Origin of the sequence: Microcoleus sp. C2D2 (genome assembly GCF_036702495.1) — a bacterium.
GTDB lineage: Bacteria > Cyanobacteriota > Cyanobacteriia > Cyanobacteriales > Microcoleaceae > Microcoleus.
Genome location: NZ_JAUBTO010000091.1, coordinates 1 through 24,126, shown reverse-complemented (window position 1 = coordinate 24,126; position 24,126 = coordinate 1). Strand labels below are relative to the sequence as shown.

The 24,126-nt window shown below is 47.7% G+C and carries 25 protein-coding genes; 14 read left to right on the top strand and 11 right to left on the bottom strand.

Annotation, left to right across the window (positions count from 1 at the left end):
- Positions 1–239 precede the first annotated feature (239 nt).
- Together QUB61_RS25005 and QUB61_RS25000 are read left to right on the top strand one after the other, a co-directional pair.
- Entirely contained in the window at positions 240–1,364 is a 1,125-nt protein-coding gene (locus tag QUB61_RS25005; protein ID WP_333128187.1) for a peptidylprolyl isomerase, read from the top strand.
- Positions 1,365–1,606: 242 nt separating this feature from the next.
- Positions 1,607–1,921: a hypothetical protein gene (locus QUB61_RS25000; protein WP_332957485.1), complete on the top strand. Its 315-nt coding sequence runs from the start codon at positions 1,607–1,609 to the stop codon at positions 1,919–1,921.
- On the opposite strand, the gene QUB61_RS24995 is transcribed toward QUB61_RS25000, so the two are convergent.
- Complete coding sequence (locus tag QUB61_RS24995) at positions 1,922–2,224, bottom strand: transposase (protein WP_333128158.1); 303 nt, start codon at positions 2,222–2,224, stop codon at positions 1,922–1,924.
- A gap of 63 nt (positions 2,225–2,287) precedes the next feature.
- On the opposite strand from QUB61_RS24995, the gene thiL reads away from it, so the two are divergent.
- Positions 2,288–3,283, top strand: a complete 996-nt coding sequence (thiL, locus tag QUB61_RS24990; protein ID WP_333128155.1) for a thiamine-phosphate kinase — start codon at positions 2,288–2,290, stop codon at positions 3,281–3,283.
- Between the two features lie 351 nt (positions 3,284–3,634).
- Positions 3,635–3,967 carry a hypothetical protein gene (locus tag QUB61_RS24985; RefSeq protein ID WP_333128154.1) on the top strand — a complete coding sequence of 111 codons (333 nt, stop codon included), beginning with the start codon at positions 3,635–3,637 and terminating at the stop codon, positions 3,965–3,967.
- Between the two features lie 286 nt (positions 3,968–4,253).
- Here the strand turns inward: QUB61_RS24985 and QUB61_RS24980 are convergent, their stop codons facing one another.
- The 3 genes from QUB61_RS24980 to QUB61_RS24970 all read right to left on the bottom strand — a co-directional run bounded on the left by QUB61_RS24980 (position 4,254) and on the right by QUB61_RS24970 (position 7,076).
- On the bottom strand, positions 4,254–4,910 hold the full coding sequence (locus tag QUB61_RS24980) for a hypothetical protein (protein WP_333128151.1): 657 nt from the start codon (positions 4,908–4,910) through the stop codon (positions 4,254–4,256).
- A 533-nt stretch (positions 4,911–5,443) separates the two neighbouring features.
- A complete protein-coding gene (locus QUB61_RS24975; protein ID WP_333128148.1) occupies positions 5,444–6,634 on the bottom strand; it encodes a cysteine desulfurase family protein in 1,191 nt (396 codons plus the stop codon).
- A gap of 40 nt (positions 6,635–6,674) precedes the next feature.
- A complete protein-coding gene (locus QUB61_RS24970; RefSeq protein WP_172187360.1) occupies positions 6,675–7,076 on the bottom strand; it encodes a DUF7682 family zinc-binding protein in 402 nt (133 codons plus the stop codon).
- 191 nt (positions 7,077–7,267) lie between these two features.
- Here QUB61_RS24970 and QUB61_RS24965 point away from each other — a divergent pair, with 191 nt between their 5' ends.
- A complete protein-coding gene (locus tag QUB61_RS24965; protein ID WP_333128146.1) occupies positions 7,268–8,932 on the top strand; it encodes a DUF655 domain-containing protein in 1,665 nt (554 codons plus the stop codon).
- Positions 8,933–9,131: 199 nt separating this feature from the next.
- Complete coding sequence (locus QUB61_RS24960; RefSeq protein WP_333128144.1) at positions 9,132–9,740, top strand: hypothetical protein; 609 nt, start codon at positions 9,132–9,134, stop codon at positions 9,738–9,740.
- 221 nt (positions 9,741–9,961) lie between these two features.
- Here QUB61_RS24960 and cax read toward each other — a convergent pair whose 3' ends face one another.
- The 6 genes from cax to QUB61_RS24930 form a co-directional block, all read right to left on the bottom strand.
- A complete protein-coding gene (gene cax / locus QUB61_RS24955; RefSeq protein ID WP_333128184.1) occupies positions 9,962–11,062 on the bottom strand; it encodes a calcium/proton exchanger in 1,101 nt (366 codons plus the stop codon).
- 189 nt (positions 11,063–11,251) lie between these two features.
- Positions 11,252–11,812 (bottom strand): hypothetical protein, encoded by a 561-nt coding sequence (locus QUB61_RS24950; protein ID WP_333190161.1) that lies wholly within the window; start codon positions 11,810–11,812, stop codon positions 11,252–11,254.
- Positions 11,813–11,831: 19 nt separating this feature from the next.
- On the bottom strand, positions 11,832–12,452 hold the full coding sequence (locus tag QUB61_RS24945) for a DUF6391 domain-containing protein (RefSeq protein ID WP_333128140.1): 621 nt from the start codon (positions 12,450–12,452) through the stop codon (positions 11,832–11,834).
- A 168-nt stretch (positions 12,453–12,620) separates the two neighbouring features.
- Positions 12,621–13,331 carry an MORN motif-containing protein gene (locus tag QUB61_RS24940; RefSeq protein WP_333128138.1) on the bottom strand — a complete coding sequence of 237 codons (711 nt, stop codon included), beginning with the start codon at positions 13,329–13,331 and terminating at the stop codon, positions 12,621–12,623.
- Positions 13,332–13,426: 95 nt separating this feature from the next.
- The gene (locus QUB61_RS24935) at positions 13,427–14,170 is read right to left on the bottom strand and encodes an MORN motif-containing protein (protein WP_333128136.1); all 744 of its coding nucleotides are present in this window, start codon (positions 14,168–14,170) and stop codon (positions 13,427–13,429) included.
- A 183-nt stretch (positions 14,171–14,353) separates the two neighbouring features.
- Positions 14,354–15,751: a hypothetical protein gene (locus tag QUB61_RS24930; RefSeq protein ID WP_333190159.1), complete on the bottom strand. Its 1,398-nt coding sequence runs from the start codon at positions 15,749–15,751 to the stop codon at positions 14,354–14,356.
- Positions 15,752–15,981: 230 nt separating this feature from the next.
- On the opposite strand from QUB61_RS24930, the gene QUB61_RS24925 reads away from it, so the two are divergent.
- From QUB61_RS24925 to QUB61_RS24905, 5 genes are all read left to right on the top strand, one after another.
- Positions 15,982–16,683: a retropepsin-like aspartic protease gene (locus QUB61_RS24925; RefSeq protein ID WP_333128130.1), complete on the top strand. Its 702-nt coding sequence runs from the start codon at positions 15,982–15,984 to the stop codon at positions 16,681–16,683.
- Between the two features lie 425 nt (positions 16,684–17,108).
- A complete protein-coding gene (gpmI, locus tag QUB61_RS24920) occupies positions 17,109–18,710 on the top strand; it encodes a 2,3-bisphosphoglycerate-independent phosphoglycerate mutase (RefSeq protein ID WP_333128128.1) in 1,602 nt (533 codons plus the stop codon).
- 127 nt (positions 18,711–18,837) lie between these two features.
- On the top strand, positions 18,838–19,077 hold the full coding sequence (gene secG, locus QUB61_RS24915; protein WP_332957461.1) for a preprotein translocase subunit SecG: 240 nt from the start codon (positions 18,838–18,840) through the stop codon (positions 19,075–19,077).
- Positions 19,078–19,168: 91 nt separating this feature from the next.
- Positions 19,169–19,915 carry a peptidase gene (locus tag QUB61_RS24910; protein WP_333128124.1) on the top strand — a complete coding sequence of 249 codons (747 nt, stop codon included), beginning with the start codon at positions 19,169–19,171 and terminating at the stop codon, positions 19,913–19,915.
- A 179-nt stretch (positions 19,916–20,094) separates the two neighbouring features.
- The gene (locus QUB61_RS24905) at positions 20,095–20,529 is read left to right on the top strand and encodes an NUDIX domain-containing protein (protein ID WP_333128121.1); all 435 of its coding nucleotides are present in this window, start codon (positions 20,095–20,097) and stop codon (positions 20,527–20,529) included.
- A gap of 204 nt (positions 20,530–20,733) precedes the next feature.
- Here the strand turns inward: QUB61_RS24905 and QUB61_RS24900 are convergent, their stop codons facing one another.
- Positions 20,734–21,120: a hypothetical protein gene (locus QUB61_RS24900; protein WP_333132195.1), complete on the bottom strand. Its 387-nt coding sequence runs from the start codon at positions 21,118–21,120 to the stop codon at positions 20,734–20,736.
- A 172-nt stretch (positions 21,121–21,292) separates the two neighbouring features.
- On the opposite strand from QUB61_RS24900, the gene rppA reads away from it, so the two are divergent.
- The 3 genes from rppA to QUB61_RS24885 all read left to right on the top strand — a co-directional run bounded on the left by rppA (position 21,293) and on the right by QUB61_RS24885 (position 23,883).
- Positions 21,293–21,970 (top strand): two-component system response regulator RppA, encoded by a 678-nt coding sequence (gene rppA, locus QUB61_RS24895; RefSeq protein WP_333132194.1) that lies wholly within the window; start codon positions 21,293–21,295, stop codon positions 21,968–21,970.
- Positions 21,971–21,988: 18 nt separating this feature from the next.
- The gene (locus QUB61_RS24890; protein WP_333132193.1) at positions 21,989–23,263 is read left to right on the top strand and encodes a HAMP domain-containing sensor histidine kinase; all 1,275 of its coding nucleotides are present in this window, start codon (positions 21,989–21,991) and stop codon (positions 23,261–23,263) included.
- A 65-nt stretch (positions 23,264–23,328) separates the two neighbouring features.
- Positions 23,329–23,883, top strand: a complete 555-nt coding sequence (locus QUB61_RS24885) for a DUF3124 domain-containing protein (RefSeq protein WP_333132192.1) — start codon at positions 23,329–23,331, stop codon at positions 23,881–23,883.
- Positions 23,884–24,126 lie beyond the last annotated feature (243 nt).

The window sequence follows — 24,126 nt, the reverse complement described above, 5'->3', positions numbered from 1 at the left end:
CCACGACAGGAGTGTGGGGATTGTATCCGTTTTTGAGCGGCTCAAGTTAAAGCCGCAGTCTAGCTGACGGCATCCAAAAGCAATTGGCATTTTATTTTACCGTTCAAAGGGGGCAAGTGCTGTACGGAAAGCTAAAAAGCTCTCAAGGGAAGGAAGTTCGGCGACGAGCAGTGTACGGCAAACGGATAGAAGGCCGACAGCGCTGTGGGAAGATAATAGAGGCAATAAAAGTTAAAGTTATGTTGCATTGGCCTAATTTCTCGATCGATACGTGCAAGCGCTGGGTCAAAACCCTCGCTTTAGCGCTCCTGCTGTTCACTCTCGGACTGAGTTTCAGTCCAGTCTCCCATGCCAAACGCCCCAGCAGCAGTATGCCTGCTGGGAATGCGATTACCGACGGCCGGGCGCTGCTGCGCTTCGCTTTACCTATTGACAATCAGAATGTGCGAGATTTGCAAATTAGTCTCGAAGACATTGGCAACCACATACGGTCTAAACGTTGGGGGCCCATTAGCAGCGATGTCAGTAAGGCTTCCAGGATTCTCAACCTCCGGGAATCTGACATTTTAGAGAGTATTCCCTCGGCGCAAAAGCCGCAAGCTGAGGCGCTAGTTGCACAAGCCAAGGAGGGAGTTGCTCAACTGGAAAAGGCTGTTCAGGCTAAAGACAGGGACAAAGTGATTGACTTGAAAGCCACAATCCTGGGAACGGTTGGCGAAATCGAAGAGTTGATGGTGACAAAGTTTCCTTTTGAAGTGCCGGCAAAGTATGCTAATCTGCCTCAACTGAAAGGGCGCGCTACTGTGTCTGTACAAACAGAAAAAGGGGAAATTACTGTTGTGGTTGACGGCTACAGCGCCCCGGTTACGGCTGGTAATTTTGTGGATTTGGTCGATCGAGGTTTTTATGACGGTTTGCCGTTTATTCGATCGGAAGAATCCTATGTTTTGCAAACTGGAGACCCCGAAGGCAAGGAAGTCGGTTTTATTGACCCAGCTACTGGCAAATACCGGAATGTTCCGCTGGAAGTGCTCGTCAGGGACGAAAAGGAACCTATTTACGGGATTACTCTAGAAGATGCGGGGCGCTATCGTGACGAGCCTGTTTTGCCTTTTTCTGCTTTCGGTACTGTGGCGATGGCCCGCACAGAAGCTGAACCCGACAGCGCTTCTTCTCAGTTTTTCTTTTTCTTGTTTGAACCTGAACTCACGCCCGCTGGCCTGAATCTGTTGGACGGCCGGTATGCTGTTTTTGGTTACATGATTGAAGGAAAAGAAGTTTTGGAGCAACTGAAGCAGGGAGACAAGATTGTATCTGCTAAGGTGATTAAAGGGAAGGAAAATTTGGTTCGACCTCAAGTTTGAGCGATGAGGGCGATTGAAATCGCTTAAGAGTCAAAAGTGACGGATCTTGAAATCGTTTCTTGTCAAACAAAGCCCGCGGAGGCGGGCTGAAAACCTCAAGCTTGACGGCTCTTGAAATCGTTTCTACATCAAGGTGACGGGGATAGAAATCGCTTCGGCACAGACAAAGCCCGCCTCCGCGGGCGGGAAGAATAGATAATTTTTATAGTTGCGTTCTTGAAATCAGGAATTTAATCGAGAATATGGCAATTTTAGAATTTTTACTGGTAATTGGTTTGGGCGGATTCGCAGGCTTGTTGATTGTAAAAAATCTGGAGGAAAGCAAGCAAAAGCAGCGGTTGGATGAGGCTTTTTATCAGTTGTTGGAAACTCAAAACAGTCAAATTTCGCTGATTCAACTGGCGGCTAATGCTAGGGTTGAGGCTGAAGTTGCTCAGCAGTATTTAACTCGGCAAGTTAAGATTTTTTCGGCGGTTTTAGAAGTAGATGATGAAGGGGATACTTTTTATAGGTTTCCTAGGTTGCGCTTGCCGCCGAGTTCGGGTAAGGAATGGTAACTAATCCCCTGCCTGAAGGCGAGGGGCTTTCAGTAGCCCTGAAGTATCGTAGCTGAGAGAACAGCTAAGGCACTCCGAACCTCGAAGCCGAGTTACGACGGCTCCAATATTGGCAATATTCATCGAACCATTGAAATCAGCGTCGCCATGCCAACCACAAGCCTTGTTTGCACACTTAAATCGCTTCTGGCTTCTGACTCCCAAATGGTTGCACTGATGGCAAGTCTGCGACGTGTAAGCGGGTGGCACTGCAACAACTTCAACGCCGTACTTGATGCCTTTATATTCCAGAAAATAACGCAACTGGTAGAACGCCCAACTGTTAGACCGTCTTCGTTCTCTTCCCTCTGCGATTAATTCAGAATTATGCTGATTAAAGATATCGGTGAACAAGGTCTTTTAAAAATATTGCAAAAATTCTGCCCCGTAGAGATAGTGGGTGATGATTGCGCTGTCATGGCTACAAATCCCAACCAATCTCTCGCTATTACTACAGATATGTTGGTAGATGGAGTGCATTTTAGCGATCGAACTACGGGGCCTTATTACGCAGGATGGCGCGCTGCTGCGGCGAATTTGTCGGATCTCGCGGCGATGGGAGCAACTCCTCTGGCGGTGACTGTAGCCCTCGCTGTGGCGCCGGATACGGCCCTGGAGTGGGTTGAAGAGTTTTATCGGGGGATGACGGCTTGCTTGCAAGAATATCATACGCCGATCGTCGGTGGCGATGTTGTGCGATCGCCCGTGGTGACGGTGGCGATTACTGCTTTCGGACAAGTTGAGTTCGATCGTACCATTCGTCGGTCAAATGCGCGATCGAATTGGGCGATTGTGGCTACTGGGGTTCACGGAGCCTCCCGCGCGGGATTAGAATTGCTGTTAAATCCAGAATTCGGGCCAAATCTTACAGAAGTCGATCGAGCTTCCTTAATTCTCGCTCACCAGCGTCCTAAACCGAGGCTGGATTTTTTGTCGGTTGTTTGGGAGATTTTAGATTCTGCGGGTGAGTTTTCCATCGCCGGAATGGACAGCAGCGACGGTTTAGCCGATGCGATTATTCAAATTTGTCGGGCTAGCGGTGTTGGCGCAAAAGTCGATCGCACGCAAATACCAATTCCCGATATTTTCAGCGAAATTGTATCAACCGAAAAAGCTTTAGATTGGGCATTATACGGCGGGGAAGACTTCGAGTTAGTGCTGTTTTTGCCGCTCGCAAATGCTGAGTTATTGGTGGAAAAAATCGGAAATGGAGCCGCGATTGTGGGAATCACTACGGAGAGCACCGATATCTGGTTGAGTGATAGCAGCGGTATTTATCCTGATGCTAGATTAAAGCTCGATCGAGGATTTCAACATTTTTGAATTATCTCTTAGCCCCCCTCTGCTGGGACGAGAGTTTCTGTAGACACGGTTTCAACCGCCGGGTTTCTTTGGTTTGTGTCTTCTGATTTTTCTCCCTCGGTTAATGTAGTCTAGTTTTGTCAGATAATCCCAGCCCAAGTTATTCCAGGTTAGTACATTATTGAACTGGAAATCCTCAAGGGTACGAACAGTTAAAGCCACCTCCGAAAAGCTGATCGAGTTTTTTGGGGGAATGTTCGGTTGAATCGGCGAGGTAGCCGATGATCACCCTGGGGGTAGTTAAGTAGGGTTGCTAAACTTGGAGGCTAGATACTAGCATATTGAATAGATAATGTTTGGTGGACATTCAAAATGACTATTTTTTTACCTTTGTTACAATTTAATAACTTGACAGGACTAGGTTTATTCGCGACACTATGCCACAGCCCTAATCCAAGTGAGTTTATGCTCATTGTTGCCGCAGTAACAGGAATGGTCGGAGCGCTGGTAGTTTTGATTCCAGCTAGTGCAGTGACAATGGTATTTATGGCAACCACAATCGTAGAGATGATTATGGCTGGTGCAACACTTGAATCCATAGCGGGTGCAATAAGCTGTTGTACATTTAAATTGTATATTTCGAGTCCAGATCAAAAATCGTCAAATCCTCTCCCCCTCTCCCCTTCACCCCCTCTCCCTCTCTAATACCATAGGCAATCTAGATGCAACACAGCTTAGCAGCACAGTTAGGGGCTGCTGGTATATCCTTGGGATTGGTGTCACAGCTTGTAGAGAAGATTCAAGGGATTATGGGATGCTAGACAATTTTGTAAGGAGTGTAATATGCGGCCATTTCCATATTCCCAGCTTTCTCTCCCCTGATTCTGTTACTATAGGCAACTGCCAGATTATTTTGAGTCATTGCCCATTGTTCTGGGAAGGCATCGCGGGTGTGGACGGAGAATGCAGCGTCATAAAAGCCGATCGCCCGTTACAGATTTTCCGCCAGCGAACCGTTCACTCTATTATTGTAAGCAGTAGCCAGATTATTTTGAGTTTGCGTCCATTTTTCGCTCCCCGGTTCCCGATTATTTAAAACTATTTGATAACCAGTCATGGCAATTTCAATATTTTCGGCTCTATTACCGCTGGGAAAGTCACTAATATGATTGCTCAAATTTTCAATTAGCCCGATAATTGAGTTAATAGTTTCTGAGTTTTCGCCTGCAATTAACTTCTGGGCTACTTGCTGTAAAATCTCGGAAAAACGGGCATTGAGGAGATGTTGCCGTCGATCGAGCATGGGGTAAATTACTGCAATATCGCTATTACTATCTTGTTCCGCTTGCAATAATTCTAGGAAAAAGTTTGCATACTCTTGGAAATTTTCACCTGCGGATTTCTTGTTATCTCCATTATCGTTCATATCGATGAGTTGCCATAGCTGACTGGCTAGATTTCGGAGAAAATTAGCGCCATTCTCCCCTCCTTGTTCTGCCAAGGTTGATGCTACTAACTCGCAAGTTTCCAGAAATCCGCGATCCAATAATTCTGAGTTATCCTGTAATATCTGCGGTTCTTCTCCGTTGGGGCAATTCAGCAGGGTGTGAATTAATTGCAGATAGGCTTGGGCGCGGTTTTCTTCCATTGTGGGGAGTTGTAAATAACACCGGGATTTATTTTAGCATGATTAGTGGGTGACCAGAAACCGGGTTTTTGCCCAGAAGATGCGTTACAGTGGGAAGATTCTGGAAAAAACCCGGTTTCTTGGGAATTTTAACCGCAGATGTCGGCGGATGTACGCTGATGGACGCAGATGAATTTAGTTTGGTCTTGGACATAGGGGTTTGTCGAAATCTGGTTTTTTCTAGAAGAGTTTGTTACTGTCGATAAAAATCGTAAAAACCTGGTTTCTGGGGAATTTTAACCGCAGATGTCGGCGGATGTACGCTGATGGACGCAGATGAATTTAGTTTTGTGTTGGACATAGGGGTTTGTCGAAATCTGGTTTTTTCTGGAAGAGTTTGTTACTGTCGGCAAAAATGCTAGAAAACCTGGTTTTTTGGGAATTTTAACCGATAGGCTGGCCAGAAACCGGGTTTTTATGAGAATACTTCGTTACCGTGCGAAGAGATGGGAAAAAACCAGGTTTATGAAGGTTTTGAACCGCAGGTTTTCCTGCTAGCGCCTAGATAATGCTACCTTTGGCATTAGTCTATCCAAAATTTGCTCGATCGCAATTACTGTCCAATCAATATCAGCTTCTGTGGTTTCTCGTCCTAGAGTCAAGCGAATTCCACCAACTGCGCCGATTTCGTCATATCCCATTGCTAATAATATCGGACTGGGAGTTAGTTTGCCACTGCTACAAGCAGAACCGGAACTAATGCCAATTCCTGCTAAGTTTAGCTGCCGCACCAGAGTTTTGCCTGTGATTCGCCCTGTATCTCTCTTTTGGTAAGGGCGGGAGGAGGGGGAGACGATGCAAAAACTGACGTGGTGCGGCAGCCGACAATATCGATCGCCTGTTGGTACTAAACTTGGTACATGAGCTAATAGGTCAAAAAGCCGATCGCGCAATCCAATTAACCTCGGCGTTTCCACATCTATTTCCTGCAATGCTAACTCCGCCGCCACCCCAAAACCCACGATTGCCGGCAGCGCTTGTGTCCCGGAACGCAGTTTCACTTCTTGACCGCCACCGCCTAACATTGGCACTAATTCTACTCCCGGACGCACGTAAAGCGCCCCCGCACCTTGCGGCCCGTAAAGTTTGTGACTGGAAAGGGAAAGCAAGTCTACGGGCAGTTTCTGCACGTCAACTTGCAGCTTGCCGGCAACTTGAACTGCATCGGTATGAAACATGATATTGCGATCGCGCGCAATTTGTCCCAAGGCTTCTATTGGTTGCAGCGTCCCAACTTCGCTTTGTCCGTAAATGATTGAAATTAACACTGTATTCGATCGCAGCGACTCTTGCAAATCCAAAGGGTGAATTCGCCCACATTTATCCACCGGTAGGCGCGTCACTTCCCATCCCAACTGTTCGAGTTGTCGCGCCGGTTCTGCTACTGCGGAATGCTCTACGCTGGAGATAATCATATGCTGCGGCTTTGTATAAAGACGGGCAATTCCCATAATTGCCAAGTTGTCCGCTTCAGTGCCCCCACTCGTGAAAATTATCGATTCCGGTAGCGCGTTAATTAAGCTAGCAACCTGCATTCTTGCTAATTCTAAAGCTGTCGCCGCCCTTTGTCCCCACTCGTGCAAACTGGAAGGATTCCCCCACTGCTGAGTCAGGGCTTTTTGCATGGCTTGAATCGCTTCTGGGCGTGCGGGTGTTGTGGCGCTATAGTCGAGGTAAATTTGCATGATTTTAAATAACTAATGACTAATGACTGATGACTGATGGCTAACTTCCTGGTTTGCAGACGTTGTAGTCTTCGTGCGACAAAACTTTTTGGGGGATTAAAAAAGTGCCGCAATCTTCACAAAGCATTCTGTAGTTGCGGGTTACAGGAATACTTACGATCAAACGGTTGTGACGCAGGCGTTTGCCGCCGAAATCTCTGTAATTCTTATTTTCGCCCAAAGCTGCTATAATGGCGCGAGCTTTAGTGACTACGTGGTCGGGCAGACCTCTGAGATCGATGATATCTCTAGCAAATGATGCTTCCCTCCGTTGTTTTTTGGTTTGTTTTTCTGCCAGCTCTTCCACGTAATGCTGCTGCGCTACCAACTCTTGCGTGCAGCGATGGCAGGCTTTACCATATCCTTTGTGACCGCACGGAAAAATTCTTTTTCTTTTAGCCATAAAGCAGGGGTATCGGGTTTGACCCACGCCCCTGAATGCTGCTACCCTACCAGTGATGCTTCCGGCATCGAGGCAGTTCTACAAGACGCAAAATCTCTTCCCTTGCATAAATTTAATAAGTTGTAACTTTACTTGCTCCTATAGCTTTGAACTGTGGGAACGCTAATAACCTCTATATTTATTAAAATTTTGTGGCTGTATTTTATTATCATTTACTCGGTTTGTGTTGTGCTGGGCTGCTGGCGATCGATCTGGTGGCCTGCGGACAAATTAAGGAAGACGTGCAGAATTTACCTCCCAGTCAGGCTCCGCTGCCTCAAGACCCCTTGTTGCAAGTATACTTCAATCAGTCGATCGCTTCGAGTTATACAGAGCCTTACCGCCAGCAAACTAGATTTGGAGAGGATTTGGAAAAGTTGGTCGCTGTTGCGAAAGCCAGTGCTGGATCGACGTTAGATGTAGCGGTTCAAGAGTTTCGCTTGCCCGGTATTGCCAGGGTTTTGGCCGATCGACAGCGATCGGGAATTAAAGTGAGATTAATTGTCGAACATATGTACAGTCGCCCTTGGAGCGATTTTACAGCCCAGGAGTTAGCTTCATTACCGGAAAGAGAGCGCGAGCGTTATAGCGAATTTTTGCAAATTGCCGATACCAATAAAGACGGTAAATTGACTGCCGATGAAATCAAGCACAACGATGCTTTGGTAATTGTCAAAGATGCGGGAATTCCTGTAATTGACGATACTGCTGACGGCAGTAAAGGCAGCGGTTTGATGCACCACAAATTTGTGGTAATTGACGGCAAAACCGTAATCGTCACTTCTGCTAATTTTACCACAAGCGATATACACGGCGATTTCAAGACAGCAGCAAGTCGCGGCAATGCGAACAATTTGCTGAAAATTGAAAATGCTCAATTAGCGCAACTATTTACTCAAGAATTTAACCTGATGTGGGGCGACGGACCTGGAGGCAAACCGGACAGCAAATTTGGCATCAAAAAGCCGTTTCGTCAAGTGCAAAAAGTGAGAGTAGGGAATGCGACTGTTGCGGTGCAATTTTCGCCGACAACTGCGACTTTGCCTTGGGAAAAAAGCGTCAACGGTTTGATAAATCGAACTTTGGGTAGTGCGAAAAAGTCGGTTGATTTGGCACTGTTTGTATTTTCTGCTCAGCGGTTGTCAAATACTCTGGAAATTGAAGCTAGGCGAGGAGTTGCGGTGCGAGCTCTAATTGACTCTAATTTTATTTATCGCTCTTACAGTGAAGGTTTGGATATGATGGGTGCGACTTTCATCCAAGATTGCAAGTTAGAAGCTGACAATCGCCCTTGGAGAAAGCCGCTGACTGCGGTGGGAGTGCCGCTGTTACCAATGGGCGATCGCCTGCACCACAAATTTGGCGTTGTGGACGGCAAAACGGTGCTTACAGGTTCTCACAACTGGAGTGAGGCGGCAAATCACGGGAATGACGAGACGCTGCTGGCGATCGAGAGTCCCACAGTTGCGGCCCATTTTGAGCGGGAGTTCGATCGGCTTTACAAAGGTGCAATCTTGGGAATTCCCGCCCGAATCAAACAGAGAATTGACGCTAAGAAAAAAGAGTGCGATTCACTACACGCAGCATCCAAATCTGCGAGTGCTAAACCTAAAATTGCAGCAGGTAAAAAGTTAGTTAATTTGAATGCAGCGAGTCAGGAAGAATTAGAAACTTTGCCTGGGGTTGGCCCCAAGTTAGCCGAGAGAATTATTGCAGCGCGGCAACAGCAACCTTTTACCTCTTTGGAGGATGCAGAACGAGTGCAGGGAGTCGGGAAAAAACTCTTAGAAAAATGGCGCGATCGAGTAACTTGGTAGTTAAGTTCGTACTCAGGACTTTAGTCCTTCCTTTAGCAACTCAGCATCAAAGACTCAAGTCCTCACTAGAAACCTATTCGATCCACTTTGACAACACATCTGCTCTCAAGTTAAAATAACTCCTAGACAAAATGCTATCTATTCACATTAGAGGTATAGAAAGATGAAACACGCGAGATATTTTACGGGGAAGGGATCAATGAAATTCCTCGCTATTTTGGTGGGGGTCTTTTTTTTGATTCTAGCAGGTTTTACAGTCAGCGCCCAGCAGACTAACGAAGCACAATTTAGGATCAAAAACGAAAACGCTTTTAATATTAATTTGATTGAATTTAAGCGCGTTGAATATATAGGTGCGTGTTCTGGTACTGTCTTCTCCCCTGATTCGCAAAGCGCTCGATTTTTCTCCAGCAAAACTCCTCCGGGTCCTAACAGGAGGGTGACGATTAAAAATGTGACTGATGGCATGGAAACTAACCCCTATCCCTACACAGACAGAGGTTACGACAAAGGTGAGTTTTCCGAGGATTTTGGATTTAAGTTGGGTAACAGTCACAAAACAAGAACTTTTTCGGTTTTAGAGGGAGAAAATAAGTTTCTCTATGAAATTAGAGAAAATGACCAAGTTATAGAACAGGGTGCGCTTACGGCTGAAGTTTCTATACAAAACTTAGGTACTTTTCCCCGCGAGCAAATTTGTGAAGATAAGATAGAATGTCGGGATACTTCTGATTGTCGCGACCGTAAAGGCAGAAAAAGAAGTTGCAGACGAGAGTGTTTTCCTGTTCAACAGTGTCGCTGTCCGTAATTACTTTCTGTCCTAAAATTATTTTCTTTAATTAATGGCAGAAGACTAAGAAGAATAACAAACTATAGCCTTTCTCAGTAACATGAGGTACTATCTGGCATAAGGCATAGGGCATAGGGCATACCTCACCACGCGATCGAACCGCTATAGAAAAAAGATAAGTTATTTTCAAGGGAAGAGGGGCAACCACGGGATATTGCCCCTCCAAGAAAATTGTTGGTTCAAGTAATGGGGTGAAAGTAGAATGCCGATCCTAACACGATATATGTTGCTAAAAGCAGCACTCCTTCGAGCCAATTAGAGCGCCCGTCGAGACTGATTAGATTGGCAATTGTCACTGCGATGGCAACTGCAACTACTTCAAACGGATTGAAGTTTAAATCCATCGGCTGATGAATCACTAATCCGATAATCACCAACACCGGTGCTACCAGCAAAGCCACTAGCAAACTCGAACCCATCGCGACAGAAACTGACAAATCCATATTGTTTTTCATCGCAACTCCCACCGCAGTTACATATTCGGCCGCACCGCCAACAATCGGCAACAGAATTACCCCTGTAAACAGCGGCGTCAATCCCAATCCTTTGGTAGTTTCTTCGACCACACCAACAAAAATTTCTGATTCAAAAGCAACGGCAACAGTTGAGGCAACTAGCACTCCTATCCACAGCCACAAATTCGGTTTGTGCGTAGTAGATTCCTCTTTGGTATTTTGAAGATTTTCTGACTCTAGTTCTAGTAAGCCGACCTCGTAAAGATAGCTGTGAGTTTTTAATGAAAATAGCAGAGTTAAAGCGTAAACTGCAATTAGGACGATCGCAGTTATTAAGGAAAGATTCTGAATGGCTGCGGGTTCGACTCCATTGGAGGTGTAAATTACCATTGTCGGCAGCAGAATTGCAATCACTGCTAGAGTCATTGTGGAACCGTTCACCCGCGCGATAATTGGCTTAAATTCTTGTTCTTTGTAGCGTATGCCTCCTAGCAGCATGGAAAATCCCATGACTAAGAGTAAGTTGCTGATAATTGTGCCGGTTATGCTGGCTTTCACAATGTCAATTAAGCCGGCTTTCAGGGCAACTATGGCAATAATTAATTCTGTAGCATTGCCGAAGACTGCATTTAATAAGCCGCCTATGGAGGGGCCTGTAACGATCGCCACTTCTTCTGTTGCTGTGCTCAACCAAATAGCCAGAGGTATAATGCCTAAAGCGGATGTGATGAAAACCCAGAGGGATCCCCAGTGCAAATACTCAGCGGCAATGGAAATGGGGATGAAAATTAACAGCGCTATGGAAAGAATTTTTTTGATTGACATAGGAACTCGGATGGTGTACGGAAGGGTGAGGTCGAGTTGTCGGGGCGATCGCCAAGTTGAGTTTACATCATTCAACTGTTGCCTGACAATTGCTGGGGCAATGGCGATTGCACGTTTTAACCGCAGATGCACACAGATTAACGCAGACAAATCTTTAATGAAGGTTAATTCTTTAAATTTGGCAGTTTTCTATCTGAGAAAAAGTGCGCCGTCGTTCCGAATCGTTAAAGATCTTTTATCCAAATCTAAATCATTCGTCTCGTCTAATCTTAGTTCTACTGTTCCTTCGCCAACAGGTATCAAACTGGGCTTCAATAATGCGCCATCTGGTCGCCTAAATACAATTGAGGCCGGTAGTATCAATGCTTGCAGCGCGACTGTTGAATTTTCCGCTAAACTGCGGCGGTTAGTCTGTCCAACTACCTGATAAAATAGTCGATCGTTGGTTTTATTCGTTAATCTAACATTGACTTGGCCATTAACGGGAACTATCTTGCCGTCAGGAGCTCTTTCTGGTTCGTTAGTTTGGGATATTTCGCCAGCAAAGCTCGCCTTGTGGGTGAAAGGCAAAAAGCTGTTGCCTGCTAAGGCTAAGCTGACAGCTAGTAAACTTGCCACCCAGGTTTTGTAGATCGGTAATTTGCACATTTTTTTTTGTTGGATGAAGTGCGATCGCCCTGACTTCAAAGCACTAATTAAACGAAGGAAGAAGCAAGAAGGAAGATTTTCCCAACTCTCCCCATCCGACACTTTCCCCCTCCTGCTGCAGCTATTCAACCCAACGCACCCGAACAAAATGAGCTTCGCGTCCCCAAAAGTCGTGAGTTACAGAAATATCAACAACACCTAAATTAAACGGAATTGCAGTTGTGACGTAACGCTGAGCCAGAGCTCCCACATCAGGAGCTAACTGAGCCGCCGCCGCCGCTGCAGCTCCCAAACCTAAAAGTTGCAGAATCGGCCCCCGAGGCAGGGCTAAATTGATGCCGACAGCAAGTCCAGCAGTCAGTAGCATTCCCACCGACAAGTTCGTTCCGCAGCGGGGATGTACAGCTAAATCCCACTCTCCGCTGGCAATCCGCTGCAAAGCCTCGCGCACTGCCTGACGCAACTGTGCAATGTTAACGCGACCGTAAAGATAAAATCCTTGGTCTGTGGACATCCCGCCCAATAAATCATTATCGGCTCTTGCTCTCGCCGTACTGGCAGATTGGCTGAGTACCCAAACCGTAGCGTGTTCCAAAGCATGAACTTGGCGCAAAGTCAAGACTTCCTTCAAACCGGGCACAAAATCGAGTTGTCGCAACAAATCAGCATCTTGAGTCCGCTGCGGGGCAAAGTCGAAGGGAAACTGGCCGGTGCGGCCGGAAGCAGAAGCAGTAGTTGTCATATCAAAACGCCTCCATCAAGTGGATATTTAAGATTAGCAATTCGGTTGAGAAAAAGCAGGTCATACATTATCAATATTTTTGACTTTAAAACCTAGCAAGGGCAGGTTTTGTGCAAAAAATATTAGCCCTCAACCTGCCCTTACTAACAGATCGCAATTATTCCCAGTTTATTGTTGCCGCTGGCCGTCGCGGAACACTCCCGGAAACCGCCGGCCTCTGGTATCGATAATTGTGCCTTTGCCGTGAGGCAATCCCTTGCGCAACTCTCCCTCATAGCGGATACCGTTGGAGAACGAGCAGCGACCCCTGCCATCGAGTTCTTGACTGTAGAACTGTCCCGAACACCGGCTGCCGTCAGCGCGGGTGAACGCTCCCGTACCTAAAGGCTTGCCCCCTAAAAATTGACCGACAAAGCGATCGCCGTTAGCAAAAATGAATTGCCCCTGTCCAGTCGGCACGCCTACTTCTCGATCGAGAGAAAACGGCCCTATATAGCGATCGCCATTAGTAAAAATAGCTGTCCCGGAACTAACTTTGCCATCTCGGAATATGCCCTCGACGCGGGCGTCGTTCTTAAATATAAATTGTCCTCGACCGTTTGGCTGGCCGAGACGGAACTGCCCCTCATAGCGATCGCCGTTGGAATATATGTATACCCCTGTGCCACTGGGCAAACCGTTAACGAACTGTCCGATGTAGCTATCACCGCCGTCATAATCGCACCTAACTCTACCTGTAGTGATAGCTGGGACGCAGCGACCGGTTCTAGCTTCTGTTCCTTGGGCCATTGAGGGCAAGGGATAAGTCGCGTAACTACCAATTCCCCACACTGATGCAATTAATAGAGGGATTCCACTGGTTTTAAAACGGGAAATCATTAACTAAGTTTCTCCTATGCGCTTCTGGATATTATTTTCCTTCGTCATTTGTCTTTTGTGCGATTTGTGGTCAAAAGTTGCCTGAAAACCTCAATTTATCCTTTCGAAACTCCGGGTTTGCCGTTGCGAAATACCCCCGGAAAGCGCCTGCCACTAGCATCGATCATCGTTCCGACACCGTGAGGCACTCCCTGTCGCAATTCTCCTACATAGCGCGTACCGTTGGGAAAAGTGCAGCTGACATTTGCGTCAAGTCCTTGATTAAAAAACCTGCCGGAACAGCGAGTGCCATCTACGCGTACTAATACCCCTGGGCCAAAGGGCGAACCTGCAAAGAATTGTCCTTCGTAGCGATCGCCGTTCGAGTAAAAAAATTGACCCCGCCCTGAGGGTTGGCTGCTAATAACATCAGTCTCAACGTTCCTGACGACTGCGAAGTCTCCCACGTAGCGCTCACCGTTGGGGAAAACCACCGTCCCAGATCTCATCGTGCCGTCTTGGAACACGCCTGTGTAGCGGGCATCATCTTTAAAAATGAATGTCCCTCTGCCATCGGGCACTCCCTTGCGAAATTGTCCTTCGTAGCGATCGCCATTAGCGTACACGTAGACTCCGCTGCCGTCGGGGAGGCCGTTAACGAAATTTCCCTCGTAGTTATCGCCTCCCTCGTAATTGCATTTCACTCTTCCCGTAGGAGGGTTGCCTTGGCAGAATGGAGGGCGTTTTCCTTCTCCTTTTTCTTGAGCCATTGACGGCCCGGGACCCAACAGATTAGCAGCGCCGCCGATAGCAGCCGCAACTAATATCGCCCTCCCTAATTTTTGCATTGAACCGAGCATGATAAATCTCCTTTGATTTCAATTACTAATAGGGATTTTCTAGAAGCTAAGAGTCGCTCAAAAGTCCTCTATTTTTTAATCCCTCTATTAATTTTACCTTCAGATTCGAGATCGGTCTTAAATGCAAAAAGGCAAAAATTAGAGTTTTTGCCTTTACCATTTTTCCTGCTTTACTGTCAATTTTCAGCGTCGCGTTGACCTATTCGGATTTGGCAGACGGCTAATAACTCCATTGGCGGGTTGTTCGCGAATGGGGGGTTTTTCGCCAACAGCTTTGGCAACTTCCACGCCGTTTTCCTCCAGAATCACGATCGGATCGGCTCCTTCCTTGAGATCGACCCGCTTGACCAACACTTGCCCGTTAGACAGTCGCTGCCCGATTTTGACATATCGACTTGTTGGTTCATTCGGTACTTTGACAATCACTTGCGTCTCGTTCCCGACTTTTACCACCCCGCTGACTTCTGTGCCTGTAGCGAGGTCAGTAGAAGGCGGTGGTGGCGGTGGCGGAACTACTGGGATCGGGGGAGGAGGTGGGGGATTGGGGTCTCTCCACTGGGGCGGGCGCTTGTCTACTGGGAGTTCCGGCAGATCCGGCACTCCTATGGGTCTAGCTGCTATTGGCTGGGGCGGGCGCGGGGGTGCTGGACGGCGAGCTTGGGGTCTAGCTGCTATTGGGCTAGTTCCAGGAGGACGGGTGGCAGTACCTCTTCTTACCCTGGCATTGGGGTCTCTCCATTGGGGGGGGCGCTTGTCTACTGGCAGTTCCGGCAGATCCGGCACTCCTATGGGTCTAGCTGCAAGGGGTTCGAGTCCAGGCGGGGAGGTACGAATACGACCTAACTGAGGAGCATTTAGCCCCGGAATTTGGGGCGGCGAGCCAAGTTGCACCCCGGTGCCTCCGGGTAAGGAAGCAGTTGTGCCACCGCCACTTAACTGAGGAGCATTTAGCCCCGGAATTTGGGGCGGTGAGCCAAGTTGCACCCCGGTGTTTCCGGGTAAGGAACCATTTCTGCCACCGCGACTGAACTGAGGAGCATTTACCCCCGGAACTTGGGGTGGCGAGCCAACTACTGCCCCGCTGCCTCCTGGAAAAAAAGTGAGATCAGTACCTGGAAAGGGCGCTCCAATTTGGGGGGGAGGCACTAACTCGGGCAGTGGTAGCACGCCTACTACTCGCTGTGGCAGTTTGGGGGGTCCATCTCCCGGAGGGTTTTGTAATACGATCGGCGGCAGCGCCCCAAAGGGGTCTGCCTGAGAAGGATTGCCTGTCAAAGGGCCGATCGGCACTGGCGGAAGACTCTGCGTTGGATTCCTGTTCTTGTTGTCGCCGATGCCTGTTTGAGTCTGTCTGGCCCGTTCGTCTGGGTTGGTCGATCGAATTAACCCTGGAGGCTGGGCGGCTACTATTGGAGACTGGAAAGTCTGAGCTGCTGGGGTGGGGCTGGCAGAGGCTGCCGGAGACGGAGAGGCTGCACTGGGACTGGGGCTGGGGCTGGCTGTGTTGCTGCCCTCGCCACCGCAGCCTCCGATCGAGAAAGCTAGTAGTCCTATAGTTGCAAAATATAAAAGTTTGTGCATTGCCGATCGCCCCCAAATGCTTAATTTCAAGATATCCAACAAGGCTCTGCAATTACAGCCTGTTGTCGTTTTAAGTTTATCTGTGTTCGATGTTATGCGATCGCTTGAAAATTGCCAAGTTTTCCTCATGATTGAGATCGGGATCTTCGAGCGATCGGTTTTCGGGACCAGGTTAGGATATCAATGGCGGTCGTGGTTCGACATATTGAATTAATCAAGGTATTTATATAATGGCAAATGTGATTCTCAAGCGGATTTGGCAAGCGGGCATTGTTTCTGTGGCCGTTTTGGCTGCTGTTGCCTCGGTGGGGGGCGGCGAAGTGCATTCTCCTTCACATCGGGCAGCATTCTCAACAATACCTCACAAACCGCGTTTGTTGACGAAAAACCTAGGCTTTCAGGTGAGCCTGCAGCCTGAAACCAAGGTGATGACATTGGTGTCCGATGAAAGTTCCCAGCAGCTCGCTCGCACTTTAACAGCAGGCTCGGGAGCAGCAACTGGCAATTTGTACTCTCAGTTTCACAGGGCCCCCTCAAATCCTGCTGCCAAACCATCGGGGAATCAAAAGGTATTTCAAGCTAAAATCAAGCGCCGCGCTGGCGGGACGCCGGTGATTGATGTGGTATTTAACGGCAACAAGACTTTTGAGATGATTGTCGATACCGGGGCGAGCGGCACTTTGATTTCTCAGCGGATGGCTACTGCACTGGGAGTGAGGCCCGTGCGTACCGTGAGAGCGGGGATCGCTGACGGTAGCGTAGTCGTGTTCCCGATCGGCGTAGTTCGATCGATTCGGGTTGGGGGTGCTGCGATCCAAAATGTCGAAGTGGCGATCGCCAAACAAATGCAAATTGGTCTGCTCGGTCACGATTTCTTTGGCAATTACGATGTCAAAATTAAAAAAGATGTTGTAGAATTTTATGTCCGCTGAAAGTGAGCCGATTCGGAAACGGATTTTTGCTCAACTCGTTTAAAGTTATTCGCAGCCGAGTCAAAGCTGTTTAATTTATTTCTTGAGGCGTAGCAAAAGTCCGCCATGTGTGGTATTGTTCTTAGTGTTTCAATCGCCACCGACCGTTGAACAATTAGTGAAAATGCGGCAACAAAAGCAAGGTCGCTGTTGGTGAGATCCGTAACAGTCTCCGACTGTGGATTCACAGTACAAGGCAAGGCAATCCATTAAACAATTCGCTCTTCAGGTCGAAATTAGATCCCAAAATGCTGTGGCTGAGGGAATTTTGGTTGGCTTTGTTCAGCCGGAGCGTAGAAAATATGTAAACTGATGAGCGGAAGATGTTCCGCAAAATCGGAAATCATGCAGATCGAGAAATTAATTATTGTAAATAAGGTATTCGCATGGCACAAGCGTCTGTATCTCCTGTAGTGCTGATTATTCTAGACGGCTGGGGTTATCGTGAAGAAAAAGACGGAAATGCGATCGCCGCTGCGAAAACACCCGTGATGGACAGTCTCTGGGCCGCTTATCCCAGAACTCTGATTCACACATCCGGCCGGGCGGTAGGGCTTCCTGACGGGCAAATGGGCAACTCAGAGGTCGGCCACTTGAATCTGGGCGCGGGCCGCGTGGTTCCTCAAGAGTTGGTGCGGATCTCGGATGCCGTCGAAGACGGTTCTTTGCTCCAAAATCGGGCGCTGGTTCAGCTTTGCGAGAAGGTCCGCCTTCAGGGCGGCAAGTTGCACCTGACTGGTCTTTGTTCCGAGGGCGGGGTTCACTCGCATCTGAGCCACATTTTGGGTTTGCTGGAATTAGCAAAAGCACAGGGAATTTCTGAGGTTTGCATTCACGCGATTACAGACGGCCGCGATACTACTCCGAAAGAGGGTGTAGAAGCTTTAGCAAAGATTGAAAGTTATATAGAAAAGGTAGGGATCGGTCGGATTGCGACTATCAGCGGCCGCTACTACGCGATGGACAGGGACAAGCGCTGGGATCGGGTGCAGCGCGCTTACGAGGTGATGACGACTGAGGGTGCGCCGGACGGTCGATCGGCTGTTGATGTGTTGCGGGCCTCTTATGCTGAAGGAGTGACGGACGAGTTTCTAATTCCGACTCGGATTGCTGCGGGGGCGGTGGCACCCGGGGATGGGGTAATTTTCTTTAATTTTCGCCCGGACAGGGCTAGAGAATTGACTCAGGCTTTTGTGGCGCCGGATTTTAAGGGGTTTCAACGGCAGTTAATTGAGCCGCTGACGTTTGGGAGTTTTACTCAGTACGACCCGAAGTTGTCCTCGGTAATGGTGGCTTTTGAACCGCAGAATTTGAACAATATTCTGGGCGAGGTGATTTCTAACCACGGTTTGCAGCAGTTGCGGACGGCGGAAACTGAAAAGTACGCTCATGTGACTTATTTTTTTAATGGGGGTCTGGAAGAGCCTTTTATAGGGGAACACCGCGAGTTGGTGCAGAGCCCGATGGTGGCGACTTACGATGAGGCGCCGGAGATGTCGGCTGCAGTGGTGACGGATGTGGCTGTGGCGGGTTTGGAAAAGCGGATTTATTCGTTGGTGGTGATTAATTACGCTAACCCGGATATGGTTGGTCATACGGGGATGATGGATGCGACGATAATTGCGATCGAAACTGTGGATAAATGTTTGGGGCGGCTGTTGAGTAGCATTAGTAAAGTTGGGGGAACGGCAATTATTATTGCTGACCACGGAAATGCTGAGCAGATGTTCGACGAGAACGGGAATCCCTGGACGGCTCACACTACTAACCCGGTTCCGTTTATTCTGGTAGAAGGCGAAGGTCTGAAGATTCCGGGTCACGGAACTGAGGTTCCTCTGAGGACGGACGGTTGTTTGGCTGATATTGCGCCGACGATTCTGGAGCTGTTGAGGTTGCCTCAGCCGCCGGAGATGACGGGACGTTCTATGATTCGATCGGCTGATTTTGAAGTTCGCGCCAATCGCACTCCGGTGCGAGTCCGATTGTAGCAAGCCTCGGCGAAATCTAGCTGCAGGTAGGGGCACGGCGCCGTGTCCCTAAGCGTGTTTGTGTGCGATCGACCGGATTTGATAGGATAATAAGTTACCGATTACTAATTACCAATTACCCGAGATTATGAATATTGTTTCTGTTTTACAAGTTATCTGGTCTTTGTCTGCTTTAGGACTTGTGGTTTTTGTGTTGCTGCACAGTCCTAAAGGCGATGGCATTGGAGGGATTGGCGGACAAGCTCAATTGTTTACCAGCGCCAAGAGTGCAGAAACGAGTCTGAACCGCATTACTTGGGGCCTGTCTATTGTTTTTATGGGTTTGACTGTGATTTTGAGTGCTGGTTGGTTGACCCCTAAGTTATAAGATTCTGATTTGTAACCGCAGATGAACGCAGATAGACGCAGATAATATCAAGTTCATCTGCGTTTATTTTCGTCTATCTGCGGTTGCAAAAATGCGGTTGTGGAAAGTTACGGTAAAACCTCGATTTCTGGCCGGTTTGGGATTGGCTTTATGTTGTTTTAGCCTGATAATTTTTAGTCAGGTTAATACTCCGGCTGCAAGTCTTTCTCCTCTGGCGAATAGTTTCCCGAATCCACAGGTTCACGCTTTGCCGCCAACGCTGGCCAATTGGCAAGATTCCACCGATAGCGGTGATTATTTTGACCGGGTTAAGCCACCGAGTTTCGGTCATTTGCTGTGGTCGAAGTTTCCGATTCTGGTTTATGTTGAGCGTCCCGTTGATGCTAATAAGTCTGAAGAATGGGTGGGGGCTGTGTTGGATGTTGTCCGGGAATGGGGGGTTTATTTGCCTTTGGAAGTTGTGGATAGTTCGGAGGTGGCTGATATTAGGATTTTACGTCGGGCTCCGCCTTTGCGTCAAGGGGTGTTGCGATCGCGCTCTGGAGAGGCTACCTATCAATTGTACGCCCGTCGGGATGGGGATAAAACAGTTTTATCTCATCGGTTTTCGGTTTATTTGAATCCGAATCAAGTGGGTAAGTATGTTCCGGCGACGGCGCGGCACGAGTTTGGTCACGCTTTGGGAATTTGGGGTCACAGTTTGATGGAAACTGATGTGCTTTATTTTTCTCAGGTGAGAAATCCTGGGCCTATTTCTGCGAGGGATGTTAATACTTTGAAGCGGGTTTATGAACAGCCGACTCGGTTGGGGTGGGAATTGCAGGGACTCGGCGATTGAAATCGCATCTACACAAACTAAGTCCGGATGGTGCCCGGACTCGAAAAACATAATATAGCAATCCTTGCAGGAGTAGTAAATTTTTTAGCCCACCCCAACCCTCCCCGCGAGTTCGGGGAGGGAGTAAGAAATTCACAAATGATTTAGGATTGCTATAGTTAATAGGGAATATCAGAAAAATGAAAGATGAATGTTTTGGAATTGTGCCGATTTTTTCGACTGAAGCTGACACTTTGTTTCTGTTAATTCAACATCAAGCCGGACATTGGGCGTTTCCCAAAGGTCACGCCAATCCGGGGGAATCTCCAGCGGAAACGGCTAGGCGGGAATTTCAGGAGGAAACTGGTATATCCGATTTTCAAATGCTGGATGAGCCGAGTTTTACAGAACATTATTCTTTTGTTAAAGATGGGGAGCTGATTGAAAAAACGGTAACCTACTTTTTAGGCTTTGTCAATTCGAGGGAAGTTGTTTTGCAAGTTGAGGAAATCCAAAATTCTGCTTGGGTTTCTTTTGAGGAAGCTGTTAAGTTGATTACTTTTGATGCCAACCGCCTAATGTTCGCGGAAGTTAAGGCATATTTGGATACCAGGAAGTTAAAAGTCGGCGGTTGAAACCTATTCTATACAAATGAAGTTTCTCTGTAAGAGACTAAAAAAATAGACCTCTTGCAAAAATAAATAGGACGGGCAAGATGCCCATCCCACAAAAAAAATAACTCTTGTGGGATGGGCATCTTGCCCGTCCCATCATCAATTGATGAAAAGGATTTTTGCAAGAGGTCTACTGGATGCGATCGCAATATTGAAACAATAAACTTATTCAACTATCTCGTAGCGGACTAACTGGCGAACATTTTGACGCGATAACTGGAGCTCTTGGGCGATCGCTGTCTCTATCTGGGTTGCGTCAGTCATTGGCAATTGTAATTGCAATCGCTTCAAAATGGGTTCTGCTGTTTCTACCGCAACCTGGGTTGTTCCTTGTTTTCGGTTAATCACCGCGTTGATCAGCAATATATTGACAGACACCGTTGCTTTAAGCTGGGTATCTGCCTGAAGTTTATTCTTTGCGATCTGGGGTTGTTGTAATTCTTGAGCCATTAGGAAACTCGAGCCAACCCAAAACGCGATCGCCACAAACGGCAATGGCAACCAAAACTCTGCGCCTGATGCTTTTAGCCAACGTTTAGTAACTTGCCACATAAATTTTTACCCCACCCCAACCCTCCCCGATGCCTTGGGGAGGGAGTAAGAAATTCACAAATGATTTAGGATTGCTATATTTGCACTTTAGTGGAGTTAGCGGTCTGCTGAAATCCTACTCAAGGACGATGCGTCAAATGTTTCAGTTCGATAGGCCCAATTAAAGAAAAACATGAGAATCTTACTTGTGGAGGACGACCCAAAGCAACTGATGCCGCTTCAAACAGTGCTGTCTCAAGCAGGACATAGCGTGGATGGGGTAAAAGATGGAGAGACGGCACAGTGGCTGTTATCAGAAAAAGAATATGATTTGTTGATTTTGGACTGGATGTTGCCGCATATCAGTGGGGTAAATCTCTGTCGTCAATATCGATCGGCAGGGAAAACAGCGCCGATTTTGATGATCACCGCAAGAGACACCACGCCTGAAAAAGTGACCGGGTTAGACGCAGGTGCAGATGATTACTTGGTGAAACCGATCGACTTGGTTGAATTCATGGCACGAGTGCGGGCATTGAGACGGCGATCGCCCCTTTGGCAAGGAGATACGCTCAGCCTTGAGGATCTGCACCTCCACCTCGATACTCTTACTGTTGAGCGACAAGGTGCAACCGTTTCCCTCTCCAGTCGCGAGTTTCAGTTGTTGGAGTATTTTATGCGCCATCCCCGACAGGTTTTGACTCGCAGTCAAATTGAACAAGGTGTGTGGGAATGGGGGACTGAACCAGAGAGCAATGCGATTACTGTTCTAGTTCGCAAACTCCGCCAACGCTTGCAGGCTGTAGGATCGGCAGACTGGATTGAGAGCATTTACGGTATGGGTTATCGCCTCGCTTCCCCCGAAAAGTAACGATCGTGAAGGCAAGTCGTGTTTAATCAAAGTCGTCGCAATCTGGCTCGTTGGTTCACCCTCTCAATGGGAAGCATTCTCGTGCTGTTTGCTGGGGCAATCTATCAGATTGAGGTGAAAGATAAACTAGAGGCGCTCGATCGACTGCTGTATGACAAAACTCGAGTCATGGCTGCCAGCGTGCATTATGAAGTTCGCCAAAACCAGAACCAGGTCGATCTGAATCATGTTTCCTTGTTAGGCAGCGGTTCCCATCCCCTTGCTGAAGATCTGATTTACGTGCGCTGGTATAACGCACAAGGGCGGCTAGTTCGTTTTTTTGGGAATTCTCCTCCCGAGCAGTTAAATACGCCCTTTGGTTATCTCACAGTTCGATCGACCGATCCACTTTTGGGAAAAGGAATCTGGCTGCGTCAGGTGACATTACCCGTTGAAGGTAGAACAGGGGTACTCGGTTATCTTCAGGTTGCAACTCCCCTGACAGAAACTCAAAACAGGCTCACTGAGCTTCTGATTGTGCTAACTCTCGCTGTCCCGCTGACACTGGGCTTAATTGCCCTCACAGGTTGGTTTCTCAGCGGGCTGGCCATGCAACCGATTCGGCAAGCCTATCAGCAGCTTCAGCGCTTTACAGCCGATGCCTCTCACGAGTTGCGATCGCCCCTGTCTGCCATTCTCACTAATGCCCAGCTTGGGTTGCTCATGGCGGCTGATGATTCACGTTACCATCCTCCCTTAGAAAACATTGTAGATAGCGCAAAATCAATGGGAGCGCTGGTGAATAATTTACTGCTGTTGGCTCGTCATCAAGGGCGACTTACGCCGGAATCGCTCAAGTTAATCAATCTCAACGAGTTGCTGAGCAATTTAGCAACCCAGTTTGTCGCACTTGCAGAAGCCCAAAATATCAAACTCACCTGCGAATCACCGGAACAACCGATTGAATTATTGGCCGATCCTGATTTGCTGCGGCAAGTAGTCGAAAACTTGCTTTACAACGCCTGTAAATATACTCGCGTTGGCGGAACTGTAAAGATACGCCTAGTTCTTCATTCCAATTTGGCGGTCATTCAGATTATCGATACCGGAATCGGTATTCCAGAAGCGGACTTACCCTATATTTTCGATCGCTTCTATCGAGTAGACACCGAGCGATCGCAGGACAGCGGAGGCTTTGGGCTGGGGTTGGCGATCGTCGAACAAATTGTCAAAGCACACAGCGGGCAAATACAGGTGACAAGTGCAGTGGGCCTCGGATCAACGTTCCAGGTTGAACTGCCGCTCAAACCTTAGGACTAAGCCGTCTCAAGGGAGAGAGTCGCTTGTAGTACAGTACATAATTTGGTCATATACGCTCGATGATGAAGCTGAAACAGGATTTCTGGGTTGGTTTGGCGATCGCCGCGATCGTCATTACCTCTTGTTCTGAGCAAACTACCTCACAAAGGCAACAACCCGATCTAAAACGTGAAACCTCACTGAGATCGGTCACGTTAGATAAAACAAAAGTTGTGATGGGACAAACCGTATATGTCCCTATTTACTCGCATATTTATCACTACAATAACCAGGATGATGTGATGAATTTGTCAGCCACGCTCAGTATCCGCAATACGGATCTGACGAATTCGATTATTATCACTTCTGTGCGTTACTACGATACCGATGGGAACTTGATTAGGCAGGATATTAAGAGTCCTGTAGAACTCAAGCCGCTTGCTTCCACAAACTTTTTCATTGCAGCAAATGATACAATTGGAGGCTCAGGTGCCAACTTTATTGTGGAGTGGGTTGCAGAAAAAACGGTTTATGAGCCTGTCATTGAAGCTGTCATGATTAGTACCTCTTTTTCTCAGGGCATTTCATTTGTTAGTCCCGCTAAAGTTCTCAAGCAACACAGGATGCAGAAGTGATTTTAGAAAATTAAATTATTGTCTAGAAGCTAGCTGGCGACTAGCCTAGAAGGGATAGACTGACTGCTGTCAAAATATTTAATTTGGCAACTAAAACGTCCAGATATTCCGATGTTTATAGTCCAATACGGTTCAGTTAAGCTCGATCCCCCCCTAGCCCCCCTTAAAACCCACATTCCGCAGATATTTAGACAAATTTAATAGTTTTAAATTGGGAGGGATAAAGCCATGGAATCAATATAT